The 24,144-nt window shown below is 62.8% G+C and carries 25 protein-coding genes; 20 read left to right on the forward strand and 5 right to left on the reverse strand.

Annotated features, from left to right (window positions below; all coding sequences use genetic code 11):
* The 8 genes from AC630_RS15245 (at position 1) to AC630_RS15280 (ending at position 6,923) form a co-directional block, all read left to right on the forward strand.
* Positions 1-723: a GntR family transcriptional regulator gene (locus AC630_RS15245; protein WP_074119319.1), complete on the forward strand. Its 723-nt coding sequence runs from the start codon at positions 1-3 to the stop codon at positions 721-723.
* A gap of 129 nt (positions 724-852) precedes the next feature.
* Positions 853-1,434, forward strand: a complete 582-nt coding sequence (locus AC630_RS15250; protein WP_074119320.1) for a cysteine hydrolase family protein — start codon at positions 853-855, stop codon at positions 1,432-1,434.
* Positions 1,435-1,482: 48 nt separating this feature from the next.
* A complete protein-coding gene (locus tag AC630_RS15255; protein WP_074119321.1) occupies positions 1,483-2,346 on the forward strand; it encodes an isocitrate lyase/PEP mutase family protein in 864 nt (287 codons plus the stop codon).
* Between the two features lie 61 nt (positions 2,347-2,407).
* A complete protein-coding gene (gene leuC, locus AC630_RS15260; protein ID WP_074119322.1) occupies positions 2,408-3,811 on the forward strand; it encodes a 3-isopropylmalate dehydratase large subunit in 1,404 nt (467 codons plus the stop codon).
* Positions 3,811-4,410: a 3-isopropylmalate dehydratase small subunit gene (leuD, locus tag AC630_RS15265; RefSeq protein ID WP_074119323.1), complete on the forward strand. Its 600-nt coding sequence runs from the start codon at positions 3,811-3,813 to the stop codon at positions 4,408-4,410. The genes leuC and leuD overlap by 1 nt, the downstream gene beginning before the upstream one ends.
* A gap of 49 nt (positions 4,411-4,459) precedes the next feature.
* Entirely contained in the window at positions 4,460-5,593 is a 1,134-nt protein-coding gene (locus AC630_RS15270) for an LLM class flavin-dependent oxidoreductase (RefSeq protein ID WP_083636277.1), read from the forward strand.
* A gap of 66 nt (positions 5,594-5,659) precedes the next feature.
* Entirely contained in the window at positions 5,660-6,382 is a 723-nt protein-coding gene (locus tag AC630_RS15275; protein WP_167561213.1) for an SDR family NAD(P)-dependent oxidoreductase, read from the forward strand.
* Positions 6,383-6,389: 7 nt separating this feature from the next.
* Entirely contained in the window at positions 6,390-6,923 is a 534-nt protein-coding gene (locus AC630_RS15280; protein WP_074119350.1) for a flavin reductase, read from the forward strand.
* A 122-nt stretch (positions 6,924-7,045) separates the two neighbouring features.
* Here AC630_RS15280 and AC630_RS15285 read toward each other — a convergent pair whose 3' ends face one another.
* The gene (locus AC630_RS15285; protein WP_074119324.1) at positions 7,046-7,903 is read right to left on the reverse strand and encodes a MaoC/PaaZ C-terminal domain-containing protein; all 858 of its coding nucleotides are present in this window, start codon (positions 7,901-7,903) and stop codon (positions 7,046-7,048) included.
* A gap of 212 nt (positions 7,904-8,115) precedes the next feature.
* Between AC630_RS15285 and AC630_RS15290 the strand changes: the two genes are divergently transcribed.
* The 4 genes from AC630_RS15290 to AC630_RS15305 all read left to right on the forward strand — a co-directional run bounded on the left by AC630_RS15290 (position 8,116) and on the right by AC630_RS15305 (position 11,640).
* Complete coding sequence (locus AC630_RS15290; protein ID WP_074119325.1) at positions 8,116-9,030, forward strand: SDR family NAD(P)-dependent oxidoreductase; 915 nt, start codon at positions 8,116-8,118, stop codon at positions 9,028-9,030.
* 226 nt (positions 9,031-9,256) lie between these two features.
* A complete protein-coding gene (locus tag AC630_RS15295) occupies positions 9,257-9,679 on the forward strand; it encodes a Zn-ribbon domain-containing OB-fold protein (protein WP_074119326.1) in 423 nt (140 codons plus the stop codon).
* Positions 9,676-10,821, forward strand: a complete 1,146-nt coding sequence (locus tag AC630_RS15300) for a thiolase C-terminal domain-containing protein (RefSeq protein WP_074119327.1) — start codon at positions 9,676-9,678, stop codon at positions 10,819-10,821. The genes AC630_RS15295 and AC630_RS15300 overlap by 4 nt, the downstream gene beginning before the upstream one ends.
* 39 nt (positions 10,822-10,860) lie before the next feature.
* A complete protein-coding gene (locus AC630_RS15305) occupies positions 10,861-11,640 on the forward strand; it encodes an enoyl-CoA hydratase/isomerase family protein (RefSeq protein WP_074119328.1) in 780 nt (259 codons plus the stop codon).
* Between the two features lie 50 nt (positions 11,641-11,690).
* Here the strand turns inward: AC630_RS15305 and AC630_RS15310 are convergent, their stop codons facing one another.
* A complete protein-coding gene (locus tag AC630_RS15310) occupies positions 11,691-12,608 on the reverse strand; it encodes an SDR family oxidoreductase (protein ID WP_074119329.1) in 918 nt (305 codons plus the stop codon).
* A 123-nt stretch (positions 12,609-12,731) separates the two neighbouring features.
* Here AC630_RS15310 and AC630_RS15315 point away from each other — a divergent pair, with 123 nt between their 5' ends.
* Together AC630_RS15315 and AC630_RS15320 are read left to right on the forward strand one after the other, a co-directional pair.
* Positions 12,732-13,490 (forward strand): enoyl-CoA hydratase/isomerase family protein, encoded by a 759-nt coding sequence (locus AC630_RS15315; protein WP_074119330.1) that lies wholly within the window; start codon positions 12,732-12,734, stop codon positions 13,488-13,490.
* A 218-nt stretch (positions 13,491-13,708) separates the two neighbouring features.
* Positions 13,709-14,605, forward strand: a complete 897-nt coding sequence (locus tag AC630_RS15320; protein WP_074119331.1) for a crotonase/enoyl-CoA hydratase family protein — start codon at positions 13,709-13,711, stop codon at positions 14,603-14,605.
* A gap of 153 nt (positions 14,606-14,758) precedes the next feature.
* Here the strand turns inward: AC630_RS15320 and AC630_RS15325 are convergent, their stop codons facing one another.
* Positions 14,759-15,604, reverse strand: a complete 846-nt coding sequence (locus AC630_RS15325; RefSeq protein ID WP_083636279.1) for a GntR family transcriptional regulator — start codon at positions 15,602-15,604, stop codon at positions 14,759-14,761.
* A gap of 132 nt (positions 15,605-15,736) precedes the next feature.
* On the opposite strand from AC630_RS15325, the gene AC630_RS15330 reads away from it, so the two are divergent.
* From AC630_RS15330 to AC630_RS15355, 6 genes are read left to right on the forward strand one after another with little or no spacing between them, the layout of a single operon-like run.
* A complete protein-coding gene (locus AC630_RS15330) occupies positions 15,737-16,930 on the forward strand; it encodes a CaiB/BaiF CoA transferase family protein (protein ID WP_074119333.1) in 1,194 nt (397 codons plus the stop codon).
* Between the two features lie 47 nt (positions 16,931-16,977).
* A complete protein-coding gene (locus tag AC630_RS15335; RefSeq protein ID WP_074119351.1) occupies positions 16,978-18,138 on the forward strand; it encodes an acyl-CoA dehydrogenase family protein in 1,161 nt (386 codons plus the stop codon).
* A gap of 30 nt (positions 18,139-18,168) precedes the next feature.
* A complete protein-coding gene (locus AC630_RS15340) occupies positions 18,169-19,596 on the forward strand; it encodes an MmgE/PrpD family protein (protein WP_167561214.1) in 1,428 nt (475 codons plus the stop codon).
* Positions 19,593-20,387, forward strand: coding sequence for an enoyl-CoA hydratase/isomerase family protein (locus tag AC630_RS15345; RefSeq protein WP_074119335.1), 795 nt, complete (start codon positions 19,593-19,595; stop codon positions 20,385-20,387). Before AC630_RS15340 ends, AC630_RS15345 begins: the two co-directional genes overlap by 4 nt.
* 8 nt (positions 20,388-20,395) lie before the next feature.
* Positions 20,396-21,307 (forward strand): hydroxymethylglutaryl-CoA lyase, encoded by a 912-nt coding sequence (locus tag AC630_RS15350; protein WP_074119336.1) that lies wholly within the window; start codon positions 20,396-20,398, stop codon positions 21,305-21,307.
* A 37-nt stretch (positions 21,308-21,344) separates the two neighbouring features.
* Positions 21,345-22,244, forward strand: a complete 900-nt coding sequence (locus AC630_RS15355) for an IclR family transcriptional regulator (protein ID WP_074119337.1) — start codon at positions 21,345-21,347, stop codon at positions 22,242-22,244.
* On the opposite strand, the gene AC630_RS15360 is transcribed toward AC630_RS15355, so the two are convergent.
* Positions 22,216-23,430, reverse strand: a complete 1,215-nt coding sequence (locus AC630_RS15360) for an iron-containing alcohol dehydrogenase family protein (protein WP_074119338.1) — start codon at positions 23,428-23,430, stop codon at positions 22,216-22,218. The two genes, AC630_RS15355 and AC630_RS15360, sit on opposite strands and share 29 nt — an antisense overlap.
* Before the next feature lie 92 nt (positions 23,431-23,522).
* Positions 23,523-24,056, reverse strand: a complete 534-nt coding sequence (locus AC630_RS15365) for an Lrp/AsnC family transcriptional regulator (protein WP_074119339.1) — start codon at positions 24,054-24,056, stop codon at positions 23,523-23,525.
* Between the last annotated feature and the right edge of the window lie 88 nt (positions 24,057-24,144).

The raw sequence follows: 24,144 nt of genomic DNA on the forward strand, positions 1-24,144 counted from the left end.
GTGGCTGGTGCAAAGACAAAGAGCGCGACGGGCGGCGCCGCAAAGGCCGCAACCGCCGATGGGCAAGTCCGCGGCTCGACAGTCACCAAGGTCCGCGAAACGATTCGCGAGGCGATCTTGGCTGGCCATCTCGCGCCCGGCCAGCGCTTGGTCGAAGCCTTTCTGACCGAACGTTTCGGCGTCAGCCGGCCGTCAGTCCGCGCTGCGCTCAGTCGCCTGGCCGTCGAAGGCATCGTCGAACTGGTGCCGAACCGAGGCGCCATCGTGCGCCGGCTGCGCCGCAAGGAAATCTTCGACAGGTACCAGATCCGCGAGCAGCTCGAGGGACTGGCGGCCGCGCTTGCCGCCGAACACTGGCAAAGTAACCCGCGCAAGATAGAGCTTTTGGCGGCGCTTCGGCCCTCGACCGGACCAAATTTTCAGGTCGAGGAACGCCGCGCGGAGAACCTTCGTTTCCACGAGGCGGTCGCCGAAGCTTCAGGCAATACGCAATTGTGGGACGCGATCAAGCGCGTCTCACTCCCCACCGAAATGGTCGCGCTGCGCAAGCTGCATGACGCCGATCCGGATTATTGGGATTTGGCTCGCGCAGAACATGGGAGCATCACCGCGGCGATCGTGGCAGGTAATGCGGACCTCGCAGCGGCGCAGATGAGAAGCCACGTCCGCCGCGTGCGCGAAGATTTCATGAAGCTGCCGCCGAGCCTGTTTGGAATCGATTGATCGCTTTGACCTTCCCTTCGCGCCTCCGATGAGCGCCGCCGTTCGCGACGCGAGTGTCCACGCCCCTACTTGACAGTCGCAGAATTGTATTACAATCGTGTAACTCAATTAAGCCAAGCGAGGGATTGTATGAAGTCGGCCTATTTGATCTTGGACATGCAAAACGACCTCGTTGCCGAGGACGGCCCGAACGGCAGGACCGCTCTCGGAGCCGAAGTCCGCGGACGCAGCATCATCGCCAACACCCAGCGGGCGATTGCCAAGGCGCGCGCGGCGGCGGTGCCGATCATATTCGTCCAGGTCGGATTCTCGGCGGACTACCGCGAATGTCCCGCGACATCGCCGATCTTCGGTGCGGCAAAGCAATATGGCCTGTTCAATCGCGCGGGCCGAGGGTTCGATATCCATTCCGCGTTGGAGCCGGCCGAGAACGACACCTTCATCACCAAGCACCGCGTCAGCCCGTTCTATTCGACGCGGCTCGAAGCCTTTCTCAGGGCCAACGAGATCCGGCACGTCTACGCCAGCGGTGTTTCCACAACGGCCGTTGTGCAGGCGACCATTCGCGACGCGCATGATCGCGATTTCATCTGCACCGTGATCGAGGATGGCTGCGCGGCGGCAACCAGGGAAGAGCATGACAGCTCCATCATGATGCTGAAGAAGTTCGCGTCGGTCATCAGCAGCGAAACGCTGGAGTTTCCCGGCTGACCCCACCCCAAGCGTGGTGATCAAAGTGCAATCCGACGAGGCCAGTTCATGACCACAGCTGCTCTATTGCGACGCCTCCTGGCGCGCCCGCAAATGTTGATCGCTCCGGGCGCCTATGACTGCATCACCTCCCGTGCGATCGAGCAAGCGGGCTTCGACGCTGCCTATATGACCGGCGCCGGAACGTCGGCCTCGTTCGGCTTTCCCGATTACGGTCTGCTGACGATGTCGGAAATGATCGCCAACGCCGCGCGAATCGCGGCGAGCCTGCGCATCCCGTTGATCGCGGACGCCGACACCGGCTACGGCAACGAACTCAACGTGACGCGCGCCGTGCGCGATTATGAGCGTTGCGGGGTCGCCGCGATCCATCTTGAGGATCAGGAATTCCCCAAGAAATGCGGTCATTTCACCGGCAAATCGGTGATCCCCGCGGCGGAGTATATTTCCAAGATCCGGGCCGCGGTCGCTGCCCGGCAGAATCCGGATTTCATCATTATTGCGCGCACCGACGCACTCGCCGTGATCGGCTTCGACGAAGCGATCGCGCGGGCGAACGCCGCACTGGAAGCCGGCGCCGACATCGCCTTTGTGGAATCGCCGCGCGATATGGACGAGACTGCCCGCGTTCCACAGCTGGTCCGTGGGCCGTGCCTGCTCAACATCGTGTGGCGCGGCCGCTCTCCCGATATCGCGTTCGCTGAGGCGGAGAAGCTGGGATACCGGCTCGCGATTCTTCCTAGCATCCTGTTCAAGTCCGTACTCGGGGCGTCCGAGGCCGTTCTGGCGCAGGCGCGCGACATCGGCCGTCATCCCGTTCCGATCGGCGACATCGACGTTGCCGATGGTGCCCGCCGCCTGGGAGCGGCGGAGTGGGACGCCATTCGCGCCCAAGCGATCGACGCGCCCTAGCTTCACCACCGTCACCGGCGCAGCGCGCGGACGAGCTTCAAGATCAACGGCAGGATACAGAATGCCCCGTTCTCTGTTCGACAAGATTTGGTCGCAGCACGACGTCCTGAGCCGACCGGATGCGGGCACATTGCTATATATCGACCGGCACCTGATCCATGAGGGTTCGCGACGCGGGTTTGACATCCTGCGCGACAAGGGGCTGTCGGTGCGCCGTCCCGACCTGACCTTTGCCACGGCCGATCACTACGTCCCCACGCGGGCGCACGCGACGCAGGGTGTGCCGGATGCCGACAAGCGCGGAATCGTTGAGGCATTGGAAGGCAATACGAAAGCAGCCGGCGTGCAACTGTTCGGCATCGGACATCGCCAGCAGGGCATCGTCCATGTCATCGGGCCCGAACTCGGTCTCACGCTACCGGGCACGACGGTGGTGTGCGGCGACAGCCACACCGCCACCCATGGCGCGCTGGGCGCGCTGGCGTTCGGAATCGGTGCCTCGGAGGTCGCGCATGTGCTGGCCACACAGACGCTGTGGCAGCACAAGCCCAAGGCGATGCGGATCACCATCAGCGGCCGGCTGCGGCCGGGAACGAGCGCCAAGGACATTATCCTCGCGATCATCGCCCGGATCGGCATGTCCGGTGCCTCTGGCTATGTCGTCGAATATGCGGGGCCGGTGGTCGATAGGCTGTCGATTGAACAGCGCCTGACCCTCTGCAATATGTCGATCGAGGCCGGCGCCAAGTTCGGCCTGATCGCGCCCGACGACACCACGATCGCATACCTGGCTGGTCGACCGTTTGCACCGACTGGCGACGATTGGGACCGCTACGTCGCCAGATGGCGAAAGTTGGCTTCCGACCCCGACGCGGTATTCGACCGCGATCTCGCCATCGATATCTCGGACCTAAGGCCGATGATCACTTGGGGGACGAGCCCGGAGGATGCAATCCAGGTGGATGGCTGCGTTCCCGATCCCGATCATGTCGACGCTAAGGCGCGCGACCGCGCGCGCGCGGCGCTCGACTATATGGGCTTGTCCGCGGGCATGCGGGTTACTGACATCGCGTTCGACCGCGTGTTCATCGGCTCCTGCACGAACGGCCGGATCTCTGACCTGCGCGAGGCGGCCCGCGTCATCGACGGCCGCAAGGCGATCCTGCCCGCGCTGGTCGTTCCCGGCTCGACCGAAGTCAAGACGCAAGCCGAGGCTGAGGGACTGGACCGCATATTCACAAGCGCCGGCTTCGAATGGCGGAGTTCCGGCTGTTCGATGTGCGTCGGCATGAATGGTGATCTGGCAACATCGGGCGAACGCTGCGCGTCGACGTCCAATCGCAATTTCGTCGGCCGTCAGGGTGTCGGCGTCCGGACCCATTTGATGAGCCCGGCCATGGCAGCGGCGATCGCGGTTTTTGGCAAGCCGGTCGATGTCAGCCAGATTGTCGATGGAGACCGGTAATGCAGCGCTTTGAATCCTTTTGCGGCAGCGCCGCGCCCCTGCCGCGGGACAACATCGACACCGATCAGATCGTACCGGCACGATTTCTGGCGCGGCGACGCGCCGACGGCCTCGAAGCCGCCCTGTTCCATGATCAGAGGTTCGACAAGACCGGCACTCTCGTCGAGTCGTTCGCCCTGAACCGGCCGGAACACAGGGGCGCGCAAATTCTGCTGGCCGGCAACAATTTCGGCTGCGGGTCGTCGCGCGAACACGCGGTCTACGCGCTGCTCGACTATGGATTTCGCGCGGTCGTGGCGCCCAGTTTCGGCGCGATTTTTTTTCAGAACAGCCTTCTCAATGGCCTGTTGCCGATCGTGCTGCCGCAGCGCGACGTCAACGTTCTGTTGGTCGCAGCGGCCGGCGGCACCGCCAACAGTTTCTACATCAGCCTCGAGCGCCAGACGATCACAACCGGCGCGACCTCGTTCACGTTCGACATCGACCCCTTCAGGAAGGAATGCATGCTGCTTGGGCTCGACGACATCGACTTCACGCTTCGACAACTCGACGCCATCATCGCCTACGAAGGCGGAAGCGGTGATCCGTCCTTGTCCTAATCGCCTCACTGATTTTCAACTCCTACGAATGTTCAGAGGAAATCCCGTCATGCAGATGAGCAAGAGCGAATACGACACGCTGATGGACTACCGGCGGAACAATGTGCCGCTGTACAACACACAGAAACTGAAGCTCGGCGTGTTCGGCATGAATTGCAGCAACGGCTTGATGATCAGCGAGGCGCCGACCTCCTTCAGGATGACCTGGGAGCAGAGCCGCGAGATCGTGATGCGCGCCGACGCCATGGGCTTCGAGATTGCGCTGCCGCTCGGCCGCTGGCGCGGATTTGGCGGCACTACCAACTTCAACGGCACGTCGTTCGAGACCTATACCTGGGCTGCGGGCTTGGCCGAGGCCACCAAGAACATCATGCTGTTCGCGACCTCGCACGTATCGACGGTGCATCCCGTGGTCGCTGCCAAGCAGGCCGTGACCATCGATCATATCTCCAACGGACGCTTCGGCATCAATCTCGTCATGGGATGGTTCCGGCCCGAACTCGAAATGTTCGGCGGCCGGATGCTCGAGCATGACGAGCGGTATCACTATGGCGCCGAATGGCTCTCGGTGGTGAAACGGCTCTGGACCGACAACGAGCCGTTTGACCACAAGGGAAAATACTTCGACCTCAAGAACGTGCAGGCGAGCCCAAAACCGATTCAGAAGCCGCATCCGGTCTTGATAAATGCCGGCAATTCGCCAGCAGCGATCGAATTGTCGGCCCGTGAAGTTGATTTCTGCTTCGCCACCCTCGACAAGCCGGAAAGCATCAAGAAGCATCTGGCGATCAAGGAACGCGCACGAACCGAACACGGCCGCGAGATCGGCCTATGCGCCTCCGCGCTGATCGTGTGCCGTGATACGGAAGCCGAGGCTCTCGCGGTCTATCAGAGCATCCTCGACCATGGCGATAGGGAAGCCGCTCGCAACATGATGAGCGTTCTCGGAATCGAAAGCCAGTCGTTCAATGAGCGGCTGGCGAAATCGCAGGAACGTTTCGTCGCCGGCTACGGCACTCATCCGCTGATCGGCACGCCGGAGCAGATCGTCGAGCAATTGGCCAACTACTCGAATCTGGGCCTCGACGGCCTCGTCCTGTTCTTCCTCGATTACAACGTCGAGCTCGCTTATTTCGAACGCAACGTCATGCCGTTGTTGAAACAAGCCGGCCTGCGGCACTGACGCAAGCCAGGGATGGAGAAGATCATGTCCAATCCTGCAGGGCGGCTTGCCGGCAAGCGGATTCTCGTGACCGGCGCCTGCGGCGGCATCGGCCGCGCGTCGGTCGAGATGTTTGTCGCCGAAGGCGCATCGGTTCTGGCGTGTGACCTGTTCGAGACGGCGTCCGCCGAAGTCGCGGCCGCCTTCAACCGGACTGACGGCGTACGCTACCACCCGCTCGACATCACCTCCGAGGCGTCTGTGAAAGCGGTTGCCGACCATGTCCAGAGCATCTGGGGCAGGCTCGACGTGTTGTTCAACAACGCGGGCGTCATTCTCGGCAAGCCTCTGGTGGAGACGACGCTGGACGAGTGGGACCGGCTGCAGAATGTGAACGGGCGCGGCACCTTCCTGATGATGCGGGAGTTCGTGCCAATGATGACCGGAGTCAGCCCTTCGATCATCAACATGTCGTCGGGGGCGGGCGAGAAGCCGCAAAAGAACATGGCGCCCTACGGCGCGGCGAAGGCAGCGGTGGTGATGTTGACCAAGGCCGCCGCGCTGGAATTGGCACCGATTCGGGTCAATGCCATCCTGCCTGGCGTCGTTGATACGCCGATGCCGCGCAAGTTCATATCGGGCCTGGAGCCGTCCCGGCAGGCAACAGCCCTAGCGGGCCTCGCCGAAGGACGGGCGCTCAATCGGCTCGGTCATCCCAGCGAGATCGCCGCGTTGGCGGTCTATCTGGCGAGCGACGAGTCCTCCTACATGACCGGATCTTCGATCGTCATCGATGGCGGCAAAGCTTGAGTTCCCAATGGCAAACGTCGCCCCGACCAAACAGGACTATCGCAATGCAATGGCGCAGCTCGGCGCGGCCGCCAGTATCGTCACCACCTCTGGCGGTGCAGGGCGCGCGGGCTTTACCGCGTCCGCGGTCTGCAGCGTGGCCGACGATCCGCCGATTCTGCTGGTTTGTCTCAACCGATCCGCATCAGTGTATGAGACGTTTCAACGCAATGGACATCTTTGCGTCAACGTCCTGACCAGCGAGCATATCGGGCTCGCCGGGATATTCGGCGGTCGAACCGATTCCGAAGCCCGGTTTGCGGCCGCGTCGTGGACCGCGATGGAGACGGGATCGCCAGTCCTTGAAAGCAGCGCAGTCGCATTCGACTGCAGGATTGAGAACGTCGTGCCGGTCCAGAGCCACGATATTCTGCTATGCCGGGTGCTGGCGCTCAAGCAACGGGCATGCGGACAAAGCCTGATCTACTTCAATCGCAGTTTCCACACTGTTTCGGTCGCGACATCACCCCGAATAGAACTACGAACCCAATCGCCGACCTAACCGGCTGTTCCTTTGCTGGGGCGGCATTTGTCCCCCCTGAGATAGTCATGCCTGCCAATCAGGCACTCCGCCGACGCGGCGGGCTGCGGCCAAGCGAGCGGACGACGTCGGAAAGCTGTGCGTCAGGCAAACGTCACCGCACCGTTGGTGAGCACCACGACATCGCGCTCCACCACGCGGCACCGGAACAGGGCACGGTTCACGCCGTCGTGCCAAACTTCCGTTCGGATGGTTTCGCCGGGATAGACAGGCGAGGAGAAGCGTGCGTCGAACGTGCGTAGCCGCGTCGGATCCGCATTGCACAGAAGGCGGACGACCGCGTATCCGGCCAACCCCCAGGTCGCCGCGCCATGCAGGATCGGGCGCGCATAGCCGGCGGCCTTCGCGACGGCGGGATCGGCGTGGAGCGGATTGTAGTCGCCCGATAGGCGATAGATCAGCGCCGACTGTTCCAGCGTCCGGACGTCGAGGTGCATGTCGGGTGGTTTGTCGGGGATTGCGGCGGTCGGTCGCGTGAACTTCGCGGTGCCACCGAATCCGCCGTCGCCGCGCGCGAAGATGGTGTTGGTCACGGTCGCGATCAACTCATCGGTGCCGGCATCGAACACGTCGCGGCTCGTGTAGAGGAGCGCTCCCTTGCCAAGTCCCTTGTCCACGATCTCAACGACGCGCGTGCGCCCGATCACGCGTCCCTCCGGCGCGAGCGGACGATGCAGGATGAGTCCCTGCTCGCCGTTCAGCACCTGACGCCAGTCGATGCCGGTCGCAGGATCCTTCAACCAGAATCCGGGGTAGCCGAGCACGCCGGCGAAGGTCGGAAGGCATTGAAGATTTTCCTCATAGAGGAAGCGAAGGTCGACATCGACGGTGTCGTGTCCGCCAAGACTGAGCCCAAGCGCGTAGAGTATCGTATCGCGCCGCGTGTAGGTGTGCTCGCGCGGCTCAAATGCCCAAGCCTTTAGTTGCTCGTAGTTGATCATCGACTACCGCCTCCCCGGATGTCGATGATGTGTAGCCCGGCTCGCGCAACGCCACAATGCACGTGCATCGCCGCGACGATCTTGTGAAACGATGCGTTGCCGATCGGCGACATTATTCTCCATAGAGAATGTGCGTTCGTTTCGTCGGAATTCGTTTGCTCTTTCACAGGTGCGTCACTAACAGGGCCCGCGCCGCACAGGAGGAAATCGAAATGTCGAAGGCGCTCGAAGGAAAGGTCGTTCTGGTTACAGGAGCCGGGCGAGGCATCGGTCGCGAGATTGCGCTGCTCGCAGCGCAGGAAGGTGCGGCCGTCGTCGTGAACGATCTCGGCGGGAGTGCTCTCGGTGCGGGCAGCAGCGACGAACCCGCCAATGAAGTCGTCAGGGAGATCAAGGCTGCGGGTGGACGCGCGATAGCCAACACCGAAAGCATCACGGATCCGGAAGCCGCGGAGCGCATGGTGCGGCTCGGCGTCGACAGCTTCGGCCGCATCGATGCGATCATCAACAATGCCGGAATCTTGCGCGACCGCATCTTCCACCGGATGACGCATGATGACTGGACAACGGTGATCAACGTGCATCTGCACGGCTACTTCAACGTGTCGAAAGCGGCCGTACCGTTCTTCAAGGAGCAGAACAGCGGCTCCTTCGTTCACTTCACCTCCACGTCCGGTCTCGTCGGCAATTTCGGCCAGGCCAACTACATGGCCGCCAAGCTCGGCGTCGTCGGTCTTTCCAAGGCCATCGCGCTGGATATGGCACGCTTCAACGTTCGTTCGAACTGCGTTTCGCCATTCGCCTGGAGTCGTCTGGTGGGGAGCATTCCAACCGAAACTGAAGCTGAACGCGAACGGGTCGAACGCGTGAAAGCCATGACTGCCGCGAAGATCGCGCCGCTCACGGTGTTTCTGGCCAGCGATCTTTCGCAAGGAGTGACAGGACAGATATTCGGATCGCGCAAGAACGAGCTGTTCCTGTTCAGCCAGAACCGCCCGATCCGCTCGGCGCAGCGCAGCGACGGCTGGACGCCGCAGACGATTGCCGAGCACATGCTGCCCGCATTCAAGAGTTCGTTCTATCCGCTGGAGCGCTCGGGCGACATCTTCTGCTGGGATCCGATCTGATCCGCAAGGCGCGCTCGCCCGGCCGAATGATCACCGAAAGTTGCCGGCGCTGTCGGAGACGGCGCCGGATTATTCGCGTCGCCGAGGCGTGATCCGGCGCCGCGCGCAGTCTGCGTGCGGCGGTTGATCCCGGCGCGGGTGCAGAGCGGCGAGAGCCGAAATCCTCTAGACAATTATCCGAAAGAATGCCACGTCGTATTTATTCGAATAAATATCGGGAAGCCTAATGGCCGCGCCAGACGTCAAATATAGTCCAAAACCGACGCCGGAGACGGCGCATTTCTGGGAAGGCACCCGGTCCGGGGAGCTGAGGCTCCAGCGGTGCGGGAGTTGCAATCACACCTACTTTCCGCCGAGGCCGTTCTGCCCGGCCTGTCAGTCTGAGGCCATCCGTGTCGTTCCGGCGTCGGGCAAGGCAAAGCTGTACAGCTATGTCATCAGCCACCGCCCCGCGCCGGGCTTCAAGCCGCCTTACGCCATCGCCGTCGTGGAGCTGGAGGAAGGACCGCGGATGATGACCAACATCGCCGATTGTCCGCAGACGCCTGAGGCACTTCAGGTCGACATGCCGCTGGACGTGGTGTTCGAGAAGCTCGATGACGAGATCACGTTGCCGCTCTTCCGGCCGGCGAAGGGAGTTGGCCGATGAAGCCCGGTTCGATCGCGATTGTCGGTGCGGCGGAAACCACCGAGATGGGACACATTCCCAATGCGTCTCAGATTCAACTCCACGCCAATGCCGGATTGAATGCGATCCGGGATGCCGGGCTGACGGCCGCCGATATTGACGGCTACGCATGCGCAGGGGAGATCCCGACCAACGTTGCGCACTATATGGGGATCACGCCGCAATGGGTGGACGGCACCTATGTGGGGGGCTGCTCCTTCATGCTGCACGTCCGACATGCTGCTGCGGCGATTGCTGCCGGTTACTGCAAGAACGTTCTGATTACTCATGGCGAGAGCGGCCGCTCGCGCATCGGTCTCGTCCGTCCGGTGACCCAGCCGGAAAGCTATGCGGGGCAGTTCGAGCTGCCGTTCGGGCCGAGCGGTCCGCCGACCATGTTCACTATTCCGGTGATGCGCTATATGAAGACCTTTGGGCTGACGCACGAGCAGCTTGCGATGGTCGCGGTGATCCAGCGCGAATGGGCGTCACGGAATCCACGTGCGTCGCATAAGGATCCGATCACCGTCGACGACGTGCTCAACTCGAAGATGATCGCCTATCCGTTCCGCATCCTGCAGTGCTGCCTCGTCACCGATGGCGGCGGTGCGCTGATCCTGACCTCGGCGGATCGAGCCAAGGATTTCCCGACGAGGCCGGTCTATGTTCTCGGCACGGGCGAAAGCACCGAGTCTCCAATAATCAGCCAGATGGCGGACTACACGTCGTCGCGGGCATTCAGGATCTCCGGCGCCAACGCATTTGCGTCGGCCGGCATCACGCACGCGGATGTCGATCATCTGATGGTGTACGACGCGTTCGCACACCTGCCGATCTTCGGGCTCGAGGATCTCGGCTTCGTGCCGCGCGGCGAGGCCGCCCGGTTCATATGGGATCGCAACACTGCCCCGGCCGGCAAGCTGCCGATGAATACCAGTGGCGGAGGTCTCAGCTACATGCATTCGGGGATGTACGGCATGTATGCTCTCCAGGAGAGCGTCAGGCAGATGCGCGGCATCGCACCGGCGCAAGTGGACGGCGCGAAAATCTCGGTCTGCCACGGCGTTGGCGGCATGTTCGCCGCGAGCGGCACGATCATCATGTCGAACAGCTCAGTGAACTAGGGATGGGGCGCAGCCCCAGGCGTCTCGGTGGGAGGTACGATGGCAGGAAATCCGTTGGCGGGTCAGGCGGTGGATGAAAGACCGGTTCTCATCGAGGTTCGCGATGGTGTTGCCATCATCTCGATGAATCGGCCGAAGCGGCACAATGCCGAGAACGATGCCGCGCGTGCCGAACTCGGCGAAGCCTTCCGCAGGGCCAAGGCCGATCCGGCGGTGCGTGCGATTCTGTTGCGCGGCGAAGGTCCCTCGTTTTGTTCCGGGCGCGACAAGTCCGGCTTTCTCAGCCCCGACGCGCAAGGATCCTACGTCTCGCTGATCAAGACCGCGCAGGACGTGCGGCGCGACCAGTTCGGCATCGACAAGCCTGTGCTTTGCGCGATGCACGGCTACGTCATCGGCGCCGGCGCCGAGCTCGCGCTCGGCTGCGACATGCGGATCACCGCCGACGATCTGAAGTTCAGCCTGCCCGAGGTCGGTTTCGGTATCGTTGCCGACACCGGTTCATCGACGCGTCTGACGGCGCTGGTCGGCCCGGCGCGCGCAAAATGGATGCTGATCTCCGGCGCACCAATCGGCGGACAGGAAGCCGTTGCGTGGGGATTGGCAGAGTGGTGCGTGCCGCGCGCCGAGCTCGACGCCCGTGCAGTCGAGCTTGCGCGGCAACTTGCCTCACAGCCGCCGATCGCAGCGGCGCGGCAGAAGCAGCTCGTCGATCAATTCGCTTTCGGCAACCAGGACGACGGATTGAACCGCGAGATGCTCGTCCAGCTCGAGTTATTTGACGGGGACGAATTCCGCAAGGTGCAGGGCCGCGGTTAAGCCAATCGTCCGAACTGAAACCGCTCGATCTATTGCGACAGGGGGGCGCCTTACGAGGGGGCGCCCGAGCCGTGCTGTCCGCCCGGCGTGGACTTCCCGTCGGCCACTTTGTCGGTTGCATCCTGTGCGCGGATTCGCTCGCGCGCCACGGCCCATTGTTCCTCGGTCCAGTCGAGGTAGTTGGTGAAATATGCGCCATTGGCGAGATGATGGGCGCCGTCGATGGCGATGGTCTCACCGGTCAGCCATTCGTTATCAGGCGCCATCAGGAACGCAGCGAGGTTCTGCAACTCCTTCATGCGCCCGAGGCGGCGCATCGGGTTGACCGAGGTCTCGTAGGCGTGAGGGTTGGGCCCGGGGCGCAGCCGCGCCGACGCGCCGGGAGTAGGGAATATGCCGGGCGCTATCGCATTGAGGCGGATGCCGTAGCGACCCCATTCGATCGCCAGCGATTTGGTCATGGCCTCGACACCGGCCTTGGCCATTGTGGAAGGCACGACGAACGGCGCGCCGGTTCGCGTGAAGGTCGCCACGATGGAAAGCACCGACCCGCCAGACCCGCTCTCGATCCATCGTTTGGCAATCGTATGGGTGATCGAGAACGTGCCGTGCAGCACGACGTTGGCCACTGCGCTGAAGCCCTTGAGCGAGATATCTTCGGTCTTGCTGATGAAGTTGCCGGCGGCATTGTTTACCAGGCCGGTGAGTGGACCCCAGCTGGTCCAGATGCGATCGACCAGCGCCTGCACCGACTCCGGCGAACGCAGGTCGCAGGGACAGGCGCGGACAATGCCGCCGAATTGCTCCGACAGCTCTTTCGCCGTTGCCTCAACCACGGCCTCGCGTCGTCCACAGATGACGACTTCCGCGCCGAGCTCGGAGAACCGCGCGCTCATCTCGCGGCCGAGGCCCGTGCCGCCCCCGGTGACGAGTATGCGCTGGCCTTTCAGCAGGTCGCCCTTGAACATTGCCTCCTCCTGTTCCGTTCGGTCTAATTGACACTGCTCATATCATCTGAATAAATCAATATAGTTCGAATTTAATATCGGATCGGTCGTGCGCCCTGGGGCGGGCGCGAGGGAGGCACAGCAATGCTGACGCAGGAAGTGAATGGGGAGACGCTTGTCCTCACCCTGAACCATCCCGCCAAGCGCAATCCCCTGACGCAGGAAATCCGCGCCGGTCTGCTCGCCGGCATGACCCGTGCTGAAAAGGACCCCGCGATCCGGGCCGTGGTCATCACCGGCGCCGGCGGCAATTTCTGCTCCGGCGGCGACATCGAAAGCATGAAAGAGGTCACAGACCTCGCCGCAGGGCGCGAGCGGTTTCGCGAGACGCATCAGTTGGCACGACTGATGGTCGGAGGATCGAAGCCGAGCATCGCCGCAGTGGAGGGGTGGGCTGCCGGAGCGGGCATCGCCTTGGCGCTGTGTTGCGACGTGGTGATCGCGACCGAGACCGCGCGGTTCATGGCGAGCTTTGGTCGAATCGGCCTGATCGCCGACTTCGGTCTGCTTGCCACGCTGCCGGCGCGCGTCGGGCAGGGGCGAGCACGCAACATGCTGATGACGGGCGAGCCCGTCGGTGCCGTGGAGGCCGAGCGCATCGGCCTTGCCGACGCCGTCGTGCCGGAGGGCAAGGCGCTGGAGGCGGCGCTTGCCAAGGCCGCCGTCATCGCCCGCAACGCGCCGCTGTCGATCGCCTATACGAAGGTGGCGTTCGCCGCGAATTTCGAAGCGCTGCTCAGCTGGGAGCGCGAGGCGCAATCGACACTGTTGCTGACGCAGGATCATGCCGAAGGCCGAGCCGCGTTCGCCGAGAAGCGGCCGCCCGTTTTCCAGGGGCGCTAGAGCATGATCCGGAAAAAGTGCGAAGCGGTTTTCCCTCGCGACAAACGCGGAGCGCGTTTGCGCGGAGATCATGCTCAAACAACAACCTAAAGCGCGATGACGATTCATTCCAATCTCATCGCGCTTTAGACCAGGCAACACGAACAACAGCGAGCTGCGCCGCCGGCCGCGGCTTCCGTCCGCGTGACGCTGCGGGCGAGGTAATCAGGAGAGACAGGATGGCATTCAAGACGATCACGACGGAGATATCCGACAACATTCTGACCATCACGATGAACCGGCCCGACCATCTCAACGCGATGACGATCGAGCAGATCGATGAAATGATCGTGGCCTTCGACATCGCTGACAACGACGATAACGTGAGGGTCGTGATCGTAACCGGCGCGGGACGTGCATTTTGCGCTGGTGCGGACCTCAGCGCAGGCCCCTCCGCCTTCGACCGCAGGACCAATGCCGAACAGGAGCCGCCGCCGCTCCAACCCAGTGGCGAGGTCGTCTGGAGTGACGAGCGAGTGCGAGATGCGGGCGGGCGGCTGACATTGCGGATATTCGAATGCTTGAAGCCGGTCATTGCCGCGGTAAATGGCCCGGCCGTCGGCGTCGGCATCACGATGCAGCTCGCCATGGACGTGCGTATCGCATCGGAGAAGGCTCGCTTCGGATTCGTCTTTGCGAGGCGGGGCGTCGTACCGGAAGCCGCCTCGACCTGGTTCCTGCCGCGCATCGTCGGCGTCTCGCAGGCGCTCGAGTGGTTCTACAGCGGTCGCGTATTTCCAGCGGAAGAAGCGCTGCGCGGACGTCTCATCAGCCGGATCGTGCCGGCCGATGAACTCATTCCCACGGCGCGGGCGGTCGCCCGCGAGATCATCGACAATACCGCCCCGGTTTCGATCGCGTTGATCCGGCAGATGACGTGGCGCCTGCTCGGCGCCGATCATCCCATGGAGGGGCATCGTCTGGATAGTCGCGCCATGTATGCGCGCGGCCTGTCGGTCGACATGCAGGAAGGCGTCAACAGCTTCCTCGAGAAGCGCCCGGCCAAGTTCACTGACAAGGTCTCCCGCAACCTGCCGTCCTTCTTCCCGTGGTGGAAGAAACGAAACTATGATTGATGCGGGATGGTTGCCCCCTCGAGGGGCCTGGCTCCTCCTGTCGATCGCCTGCTGATGCCCAACTGCGGCGAGGTCCCGATCCAATTAGAACAGAGGACGCCGCCGTCGCAGCTTTTCGCTAATTAACGCGGCCCTTCTAATCCGGAAAATGCTCTAAGCGCGCTGGCGGATCACGCTTTCGATGGAGTAGCGGTCCGCCGGATAGAGATTGTGCGAGACCTCGAAGGCAAGGCCTGTATGCGCTACATAGCGGCGCTTGATCAGCAGGGCCGATGAGTTGGGCTTGGCCTGCAACAGCTCAGCGATCGATGCGGGGATGTCGGTCGCGACGATCTTCTGCTCAACATATTCCAGCCGCAGCGCGTGCTGCGCCATGACCAGCTCGTACAGCGCGCTTCGGCCCTCGTGGATGCTCTCGCGATTCGGGACGAAGCGCTCGGAGATCGCGACTTCGGCCCAGCACAGAGGGAGTGTCTCGCCCTTCTTGGTGCGCACTCCTGCGATTCTCAGCCAACGGTTGTCGGCCAGGCCGAGATCGTTGTGCTCGTCATGCGAGCTGACATAGCCTTCGTAGTGGATGGTTAGCTGCGTGCTGTGAGCGAAGTCGAACAGACCGCGAATATCGCGAAGGCTGTGAACGTAATGCTCGACCGGGCGAAGCGCGAGAACGACGGTGCCGGTCTTGCGACGGCGGCCGAGCAATCCCTGCTCGGTCAATATTTTCAACGCCTCACGCGCCGTGTGGCGTCCAACCTGGAAGCGGTCCTGGAGTTCCTGCTCCGTCGGAAAGCGGGAGCCCTTGGGATACTTGCCGGCGGCGATCTCTTCGGCCAGTTCCGCCGCAAAGGCCTCGTGGCGGGCGGGCGAGCGGGGGCCTACTGATTTCAAGCGAAGCAATCCTTTGTAGTCATGGGGAATCCGGCCAAGGCTATATGCCCTTTTATCAGAAGGAAAGCGACCGGGCCGGCGCTGCTTGGGGATTGATATCCACTCCGCCATCCTTGATGCGTCTATTTATACGAATTATTTCGACAAATGACTCGACGCTTGATTGATTGGTGTGACGCGCTGCTATATTATACGAATAAATAAATTGGCGGGTCGCACCGCCTGCATTGCTGACGAGGATGGATGCTCGAGAATGTACTTGCCGGCCTTCGGGTCATTGACCTGACCCAGAACGTCGCCGGGCCCTACTGCACGCAGGTCCTCGGCGACATGGGGGCCGATGTCATCAAGGTGGAGCGGCCCGGACGAGGAGACGATACGCGCGACTGGCGTCCGCCGGAGATCGGCAACCAGTCCTCCACCTTCCTGGCGCTCAACCGGAATAAGCGCAGCATCAGCCTGGATCTCGATGCCCCGGAGGGACTCGATATCCTGCGCAGGCTGGCGGCCACGGCCGACATCGTCGTGCATTCCATGAAGCCCGGCAGCGCCGAAAAGCGCGGCCTGGGCCACGAAGATCTCAAGGCATTGAATCCCGCCTTGATCTATTGCGCCATCAGCGCTTTCGGTCAGGTCGGGCCGCTGCGCGCGCTGCCAGGCTATGATCCCCTGATGCAGGCTTTCACCGGCATCATGAGCACTACGGGGAATGACGGAGAAGATCCCGTTCGCGTCGGCGTCTCGCTCATCGACATGGGGACCGGCATGTGGTCCGCCATGGGCATCCTCGCAGCCGTGATCCTGCGGTCTCGCTCGGGCGAGGGGGTGTCGGTCGAGGCCAGCCTGCTCGATACCGGCGTGTCCTGGATGACCGTCTTCATCGCCAGTTATCTCGCCACCCAGACCCTGCCGAAGAAGCTCGGCTCGGCCATGGCCATGACGGCGCCTTATGAGTTGTTCCGGGCGGCTGACGGCCACGTTTTCATAGCTGCCGGCAACGACCGGCTCTTCGGGTGCGTTTGCAAGGGGCTCGACGCTCTCGAGCTGGCGAGCGATGCCCGTTTTCGCACCAATCCGCTCCGGGTGGCAAACCGGGCTGATCTGCATCGGGAATTGGAAGCGCGCACGCTGGTTCGGCCGGCGGCGGACATCGTCGCCAGCCTTCGCCGGCTCGGCGCGCCCTGCAGCGAACTCAACAATGTCGCGCAAATGCTGTCGAACGAGCAGGTGGCTGCATCGCGCATCGTGGAAGACCTGCCTCTCGACGGCGTGCCGCACCACAAGGTGGTGGGGTTGCCGATCAAGGCCGGCGGGCGTCGCAGCTCAGCGATGAAGCCGCCGCCATCGCTCGGCGCAGACACATTGGCGGTGCTCGCCGACCTCTCTCTTAGCGAAGAGGAAATCGCGCGCCTTCGCAAGGCAAATGTCGTGGGTTGATGGCGGCGGGCCGTCCCGGCGGCAACACGCGACCGAAAGAGGCTGAAATGGACTTCGAGTATACCGACACGCAGGAAGAGATCAGGTCGGCGGTGCGCAGGCTCTGCGCCACGTTCGGTCCCGAATATTGGGCGGAATGCGACCACGATGCCGCCTATCCGGAGCGGTTTGTCCAGGCGATGACTGACGCCGGATGGCTCTCTGCTCTCATTCCGGAAGAATACGGCGGCGCTGGCCTTGGCGTCATGGAAGGCGCGATCATCCTCGAGGAGATCAACCGCTCCGGCGGTAACGGCGCGGCGTGCCACGCGCAGATGTATACGATGGCCTCGATTCTGAGGCACGGTAGCGAGGAGCAGAAGCGGAAATATCTTCCCAAGATCGCCGCCGGCACCCTGCGGCTCCAGGCGTTCGGCGTGACCGAGCCCGACGCGGGGTCCAACACGCTCAAGATCAAGACCTTCGCCCGCAAGATCAATGGCGGCTACGTCATCAACGGCCAGAAGATCTGGACGTCGCGCTACATGCAATCCCACATGTATCTGCTGGTCGTGCGCACCTCGCCGTTCGAGGAGGCGAAGAAGAAGACCGACGGGCTCAGCCTATTCCTCGTTGACATCGCAAAGGCCGGACCGGCGCTGAAGGCGCGTCCGATCCGAACCATGCTCAACCACCACACCAACGAGGTCTTCATCGACAATCTGGAAGTCAGCGACGATGATCTGATCGGCGAAGAGGGTAAGGGCTTCTACTATCTCGTCGACTCGCTGAACTCCGAACGCCTCCTGGTGACCAGCGAGTGTATCGGCGATGGCAAGTGGTTCATCGATCAGGCTTCGCGTTACGCCTCGGAGCGGATCGTGTTCGACCGTCCGATCGGTCAGAACCAGGGCATCCAGTTTCCCATTGCCCGCGCCTTCATGAACCTCCAGGCGGCAGAATTGATGCGCAACCGCGCCGCCGCACTGTTTGACCAGGGTGCGCCTTGTGCATCCGAGACCAGCATGGCCAAATATCTCGCGTCGGAGGCGTCGTGGGAGGCAGCCGATGCCTGCATGACGACGTTCGGCGGCTATGGCGTTGCCGCGGAGTATCACGTCGAGCGGAAATGGAAGGAGGCGCGCCTGTTCCGAACGGCGCCATTGTCCAACAACTTAATTCTTGCCCAGGTTGCCCAGCACTCGCTCGGCATGCCGCGATCGTATTGAAGTGGATGCCCGATGTCTCCAGAGCAGGCGATGTTCCGCAAGGACCGACTGGCGCAGCGCGCGCCGGCGACGGAGGCGCTGGCAGACTACGTTGTCGGTGCGCAAGTAGGGACGCCGACGCTCGATCGAGCCAGGCTGGCCGTTCTGGATACCCTCGCGGTCACGCTCGGCGGCAGCACCGAACCCGTCACGATGCGACTCCTGGCTACGCTGGAGCCGACGCACCAGGCGTCATCGGTGCCCCTCCTGTGGTCCGATCACACCTTCAACCGCTTCGATGCAGCTCTCGTAACCGGCACCGCAAGCCATGTGCTTGACTACGACGACGTCAGCATGCTCTCGATCTGCCATCCGAGTGCGCCGGTTCTCTCCGCATTGTTGAGCGTGCGCGATTGGAGCGGACTTTCTGGGCGGGTGTTGCTGGAAGCCTTCGTGATTGGCACGGAAGTGCTGATCCGACTGGGTCAGACCATGGGCTTCCGTCATTACCAGCTCGGCTTTCATGCGACCGCCACGCTTGGCGCCGTTGGCGCTGCGGCGGCATGCGCCCGGCTCATGGGGCTCGATCAGCTGCGAACCCGTCATGCGCTTGCGATCGCAGCCAGCATGTCGTCCGGTTTGCAGGTCAATTTCGGCTCGATGGTGAAATCGCTGCATGTCGGACTTGCGGCGAGCAGCGGCGTGAGGGCCGTGCAGTTTGCGGCCGGCGGCGTCGAAGGTGCGCCGGAGGTATTTTCCGGCAATGGCTTCGTTCGTGCGTTCTCGGGCGATCAGAGCACCGAGTGGCCGGATGATGTCCGGTTGGGCGAGCCGTTCGTCATCGATGACCCCGGTTTCGAGCAGAAGCGGTATCCGTGCTGCTACATGCTCCATCGCATGATCGAAGCATCGCTCCAGTTGCGGCGCGAGCACGGGATCGCGCTGGAGCAGGTGGCAGATGTGCTCGTGGACATGCCTTCCGGCGGCACCAAGCCGCTGGTCCACCCGCGGCCGCAGAGCGGCCTCAACGCGCTTTTCAGCGGACCCTACGCTGTCCTCGCGAGCCTTGCCGACGGCCGGGTGGACCTGAAGAGCTTCACTGACGCGGAGGTGCGGCGGTCTGCCTTGCAGCAACGTTTCAGCGACGTGATATTGCGCGAGCGCGCGCTCACGGAACCGGCTGAAGCGATCGGCGACGCGCCGGTCACCGTGACCGTGAGGCTGCGGGACGGCAAGGCGTTCACGCGGACCATCACCGTCTCGCCGGGGTCGGCCCATGATCCGCTGACGCCCGGTCAGCTTCGTGCCAAGTGGATCGATTGCCTGCGTCGTGCCTGTCCCTCGGCGGATGATGACGATATCGGTGCTCTGTTTGAATCGGGCTGGCGGCTTTCCGATATGGTCGATGCGGGCGAGTGGACAAGGGCCATCCGTGCCGTTGTCACGCAGTCGCCCCTAACTTGCGAGGCCCGTCGATGATCGACACCTACGAGACCCTGTTGATCGAGACCGTGGCGGAGCACGTGGCCCGCGTGACGCTCAATCGGCCCGCCGCGATGAACGCGCTCAACACCCAGATGGGCAGGGATCTCGTCGCGTTTTTCGAGAACGTCGCGCTGGATGCGCGCGGCCTTCGCTGCATCATCCTCACCGGCAGCGGTGATAGGGCGTTCTGTGCCGGCGGCGATCTCAAGGAACGCAAGGACATGACGGACGAAAGCTGGACGCGCCAGCACGTCATTTTCGAGCGCATGGTGCGGGCATTGCTCGATTGTCCCGTCCCGGTCGTCGGTGCGATCAACGGCGCTGCTTACGGCGGCGGGTGCGAAATCGCCGCGTGTTGCGATTTTCTCTACGTTTCGGACAGCGCCAGATTCGCGCTCACCGAGGTCACGCTCGGGATCATGCCGGGCGGCGGCGGAACGCAGACGCTGCCGCGCGCCATCGGCGAGCGGCGTGCCAAGGAATTGATCATGACCGGGCGGTCATTCACCGCGGCCGAAACCTGCGCCTGGGGATTTGCCAACGCATCCTTTGCGCCGAACAAGCTGATGGAGGCCGCGCTCGACACCGCGGCCGCAATCGCACGCAACGCCCCAGTCTCGGTGCGTCAGGCCAAGCAATCGATCCATCGCGGGCTGCAACTGTCGTTGCGTGACGGTCTCGCATTCGAGATCGAGGCTTACAACCGCCTGGTGCCCATGGAGGACCGCCACGAAGGCGTGCTCGCTTTCAACGAGCGGCGTCCGCCGCGCTTCAAGGGACAATAGGACGGGTCATGGGCGAGCCGGCCTTCATCCGCGACGTCAGCCTGCGCGACGGTCTGCAGATGGTCCGCACGCAGGTGCCGACCGCGGTCAAGCGCGAATGGCTGGATGGTCTCGTCGCAGACGGCGTGAGACGCGTCGAGGTGACGTCGTTCGTGCCGGCTTCCGTGATCCCGCAGTTTGCCGACGCGCAGGACGTTGCCGCACACGCGCTGGCCAAGGGCGGCGCCATCGCGTCTGCGCTGGTGGTCAACCTCAAGGGCGCGCAGCGCGCCTTCGACGCGGGCTTTGCGAACGTCAGTTATGTGGTCTCTGCGAGTGAGGCGCACAGCGCAGCCAATGCGCGACGATCCAGCTCGGCCGCGCTCGATGAGTTTCGCCTGATCGCGGCGGAGCGCGATCTCCGGCGTGGCGAACGAGCCATCACGCTCGAATGCGGCATTGCGACCTCGTTCGGGTGTTCGATCCAGGGCAAGGTGGATGAAGCGCGGGTCGTAGAGATCGCGGAACGGCTTGTCGCCGACGGCGCGGACACCCTTCTTGTGGCGGATACGGTCGGATACGCCAATCCGGCGACGGTGAGGGGATTGTTCGCAGGTCTGCGTAGGGCCGTCGGAGACGTTCCTGTCGCCGCACATTTCCACGACACGCGCGGGCTCGGTCTTGCCAATGTGGTCGCGGCGCTGGACGCGGGTATCCGCCACTTCGACGCGTCAACAGCGGGTCTTGGCGGCTGCCCCTTCGCGCCGGGCGCCACCGGCAACATCAACACGGAGGACTGTGCGTTCATGTTGGAGTCCATGGGATTTGCCACGGGCATCGACATCGAGGCGCTGGTCGCGCTCAGAAGCCGGATCGAAGCTTGGCTGCCGGGCGAGCGCTTCCACGGCGCGATCGCGCGGGCGGGCCTTCCGAAGGTGTAGGCGGGCACGGGTGGGGGAACGGGGGCCCGGAGGAGACATGATGCGCGGCACGGCGACGCAAATCAGCTCTCGCGGAAGACTTCCGCATCCTGCTGCCCCGTTCAAATCGGCCAATGCTTTCGCCAAACCTGCCATTCGACCGATGCGCGGCAAACGCGTCGGCGCCGTGGTCAACGCATTCGAGATTCTGCGTCATCTTGACGGCGAGGATACGGCTCTACGGGCAACGGAGATCGCTCGCGATCTCAGGATCAATCCCAGCACCTGCTTCAACGTTCTCCAGACGCTGGTGACCGAAGGCGCGGTCGGCTTCGATCCTGCAAAGAAGCTGTACCGGTTGGTTGATGAGTGGCGGCAGGCCATCTCATGCATTGGAACCAAGGCCGAAGTCCTGACGCTGAAGCCGGAAGCCGAGTGCCTTGCACGAAAGCACCAATCGTTCATTACCTTGTGGCGGCGAGCGGCGAGCGATCGCCTCGTGCTGGTCTTTTCGACCGATACGCCGCTTCCATTCGAAGTACGAATGCCGCCGGGTTCTCGCGTGCCGCTGTTCGTGGGCTCGGCCGGAAGGGTGATGGCAGTGGCATCCGGCGTATCGGAACGGGAGTTGCGTGCGAGTTTCGAGCGCCTTCGCTGGGACCGCCCGCCGCCATTCGAGATCTATGCCAGAGAGCTCGCCGCTGTCAGGCAGAAAGGATGGGCGCTCGATCGCGAGAACTTTGCCCGCGGCTTCGTCACCATCTCGGCGCCGGTGCGGGATGCCGCCGGGCAAGTGAGATACGCTTGCAGTGCCACCATGCCGAGCTTCCGCTGGAACGAGACGCTCAGTCCGGCAATCGCTGCGGACCTGCTGGAACTGGGGCACTCGTTGAGCCGCACGGCAACGCGGTCGGCGACACCACGGTGCGTCACCACGAGGCCAGAAGCGTATCCCTGACGAGATCCACGTTCTTGCGGAAGCTTTGCTGCGGATCGGCGTTGAAGTTCTTCAGCGAGTTCGCGAGGATGCGATCCGCCGATGACCGCGGAATATCGAGCTGAGACAGGCGTGTCGGCATTCCGATGCTTCGAAAAATCTCCTCCAGACGGTCAGCCGCGCGCAGCGGCGCGTCGGCGACGGGATCGCCTTCGCGCCAGACCTCGAGCGCCGCCGCGATGTTGCACATCTCGCGCGGATTCTGCGATCCGACGCGCCTCAGTGCAGTGGGCGTGAAAGCGCAGTGGGCTTCACCTTGCGAGACGCGTTCATGCAAGTTGAAGAGGCTCGCCGCAAACGCATAGACCAGTCGCGCGACCCAGGACTGCGCGGGAGCGCCGCCTTGATCGGTGTCGAGGTTCTGTAGGTAGGTCGCAAGACACAGATCCAGCCGCAGTGCTGCATCATTCGGGTCGCTGAGGCGAGGCCGCGCCCTTGTCATCATTTCCAGCACGTGGCGACGGTTGAAATCGACCAGCGGCGGCGCCTGCGTATATTCCATGTTCATGACCGCGCGCCAGAAAATGGCTCCAAAGCTCGCAGCGATCATCGAGGCGGGTGCAGTCGCCAGCGCATCCTCATCCCAGAACAGCGCAACCGGTCTGGTTTTCGGATCGAAGAATTCGAGCCGGTGATCGAGACCCGTCATCTTTGCCGGGGAGCCGCCCCGGTTTTGCGCGGTTGTTCCTGCAGTTAAGACGTTGATGATCGGGACCTTTCGGGCCATGAGCTTCGGGCTGATTGCCGGTCCGTCGTCCGGATATTGCGTCGCCAGTGCCTCGATGGGACCCTTCTCTGCCATCAGAATCGCGACCACCCGCGCGCCCTGGATGACACTTCCGGCTCCGATCGCGATGAGCATGTCGGCTTCAGCTTCAAGTGCCGCGTCGCGCGCCGCCAGCACGTCGTCCAACGGTGTGTCCTTGCCGAGCCGATCGAACACTCCGGCGAGGGCGTTGCCGAGCAACGACATGATGCGCCGGATCAGGTCGGTGCGTTCAGAGACAGAGCGGCCGCAGATGACAAATGCCCGTTGTGCACCGTGTCGTCTCACTTCCGAGGGAAGATGATCCAGCGCGCGTTTGCCGCTGTAGACGCGGTGAGGATAGCTGACGAGACGGAAATCATGTTGAACCGAAGGAGACATCCGAAGAAAGCCCTGAGTAGCGGAACGGCAAGGAATGCAAGGGCGCAGATAAAGCCAAGCGGATTGCCGTGTCAAATATTCGAATAATATAGTTAGCGAGGCTCTGCCTGGCTGAGCAGGAGGGGATCCACCGAGACCGACCGTTTCAGGGTTCGCAGGGAGAATGTCGAGCGCGTATGGCGGATGCCCTCAATCCGATAGAGCCGATCGCGCAGGAAGCGTTCGTAGTCGGCAGTATCGGCCACCGCGACCTTGACCAGGTAATCATACTCGCCGGTGACGAGGCTGGCCTCGATCACCTCGGGAATGCGCGCCAGTGCCTGTCCGAATCGCTCGAGGACCTTGTCGTCGTGCTTCTCCAGCGTGATTTCCACGAACACGAGGTCGCGCAGACCGAGCGCAGCCGGGTTGATGATAGCCGAATAGCTTTCGATCGTTCCGTTGCTTTCCAGCCGCTTGACCCGCGCCCAGCATGGCGACGTCGAGAGTCCAACCTGTTCCGCCAACTCGCTGATCGACAGCCTGCCATTCCGGTGGAGCGCGGAAAGGATTTTGCGGTCGATGCGATCCAGCGTCCTCGGAAGCGAGGATGGGTCCTTCGCCTTTCCAGTCAGATTTTCTGCCATTTTTGCCTATTCCAGATGATCTTGCTCAAGAAAGTATCACGTGCCTGAAAAATAAGAACCTATTTCTGATAAGTTCGAAGATAAAAAA

Source organism: Bradyrhizobium sp. AS23.2 (assembly GCF_001908185.1).
Taxonomy (GTDB): Bacteria; Pseudomonadota; Alphaproteobacteria; order Rhizobiales; family Xanthobacteraceae; genus Bradyrhizobium.

Coding starts and splice junctions, on each gene's coding strand:
- AC630_RS15250 (WP_074119320.1), top strand. CDS start 853: ATGAAGTCGGCCTATTTGATCTTGGACATGCAAAACGACCTCGTTGCC.
- AC630_RS15255 (WP_074119321.1), top strand. CDS start 1,483: ATGACCACAGCTGCTCTATTGCGACGCCTCCTGGCGCGCCCGCAAATG.
- leuC (WP_074119322.1), top strand. CDS start 2,408: ATGCCCCGTTCTCTGTTCGACAAGATTTGGTCGCAGCACGACGTCCTG.
- leuD (WP_074119323.1), top strand. CDS start 3,811: ATGCAGCGCTTTGAATCCTTTTGCGGCAGCGCCGCGCCCCTGCCGCGG.
- AC630_RS15270 (WP_083636277.1), top strand. CDS start 4,460: ATGCAGATGAGCAAGAGCGAATACGACACGCTGATGGACTACCGGCGG.
- AC630_RS15280 (WP_074119350.1), top strand. CDS start 6,390: ATGGCAAACGTCGCCCCGACCAAACAGGACTATCGCAATGCAATGGCG.
- AC630_RS15285 (WP_074119324.1), bottom strand. CDS start 7,903: ATGATCAACTACGAGCAACTAAAGGCTTGGGCATTTGAGCCGCGCGAG.
- AC630_RS15290 (WP_074119325.1), top strand. CDS start 8,116: ATGTCGAAGGCGCTCGAAGGAAAGGTCGTTCTGGTTACAGGAGCCGGG.
- AC630_RS15295 (WP_074119326.1), top strand. CDS start 9,257: ATGGCCGCGCCAGACGTCAAATATAGTCCAAAACCGACGCCGGAGACG.
- AC630_RS15300 (WP_074119327.1), top strand. CDS start 9,676: ATGAAGCCCGGTTCGATCGCGATTGTCGGTGCGGCGGAAACCACCGAG.
- AC630_RS15305 (WP_074119328.1), top strand. CDS start 10,861: ATGGCAGGAAATCCGTTGGCGGGTCAGGCGGTGGATGAAAGACCGGTT.
- AC630_RS15310 (WP_074119329.1), bottom strand. CDS start 12,608: ATGTTCAAGGGCGACCTGCTGAAAGGCCAGCGCATACTCGTCACCGGG.
- AC630_RS15315 (WP_074119330.1), top strand. CDS start 12,732: ATGCTGACGCAGGAAGTGAATGGGGAGACGCTTGTCCTCACCCTGAAC.
- AC630_RS15320 (WP_074119331.1), top strand. CDS start 13,709: ATGGCATTCAAGACGATCACGACGGAGATATCCGACAACATTCTGACC.
- AC630_RS15325 (WP_083636279.1), bottom strand. CDS start 15,604: ATGGCGGAGTGGATATCAATCCCCAAGCAGCGCCGGCCCGGTCGCTTT.
- AC630_RS15330 (WP_074119333.1), top strand. CDS start 15,737: ATGCTCGAGAATGTACTTGCCGGCCTTCGGGTCATTGACCTGACCCAG.
- AC630_RS15335 (WP_074119351.1), top strand. CDS start 16,978: ATGGACTTCGAGTATACCGACACGCAGGAAGAGATCAGGTCGGCGGTG.
- AC630_RS15340 (WP_167561214.1), top strand. CDS start 18,169: ATGTTCCGCAAGGACCGACTGGCGCAGCGCGCGCCGGCGACGGAGGCG.
- AC630_RS15345 (WP_074119335.1), top strand. CDS start 19,593: ATGATCGACACCTACGAGACCCTGTTGATCGAGACCGTGGCGGAGCAC.
- AC630_RS15350 (WP_074119336.1), top strand. CDS start 20,396: ATGGGCGAGCCGGCCTTCATCCGCGACGTCAGCCTGCGCGACGGTCTG.
- AC630_RS15355 (WP_074119337.1), top strand. CDS start 21,345: ATGATGCGCGGCACGGCGACGCAAATCAGCTCTCGCGGAAGACTTCCG.
- AC630_RS15360 (WP_074119338.1), bottom strand. CDS start 23,430: ATGTCTCCTTCGGTTCAACATGATTTCCGTCTCGTCAGCTATCCTCAC.
- AC630_RS15365 (WP_074119339.1), bottom strand. CDS start 24,056: ATGGCAGAAAATCTGACTGGAAAGGCGAAGGACCCATCCTCGCTTCCG.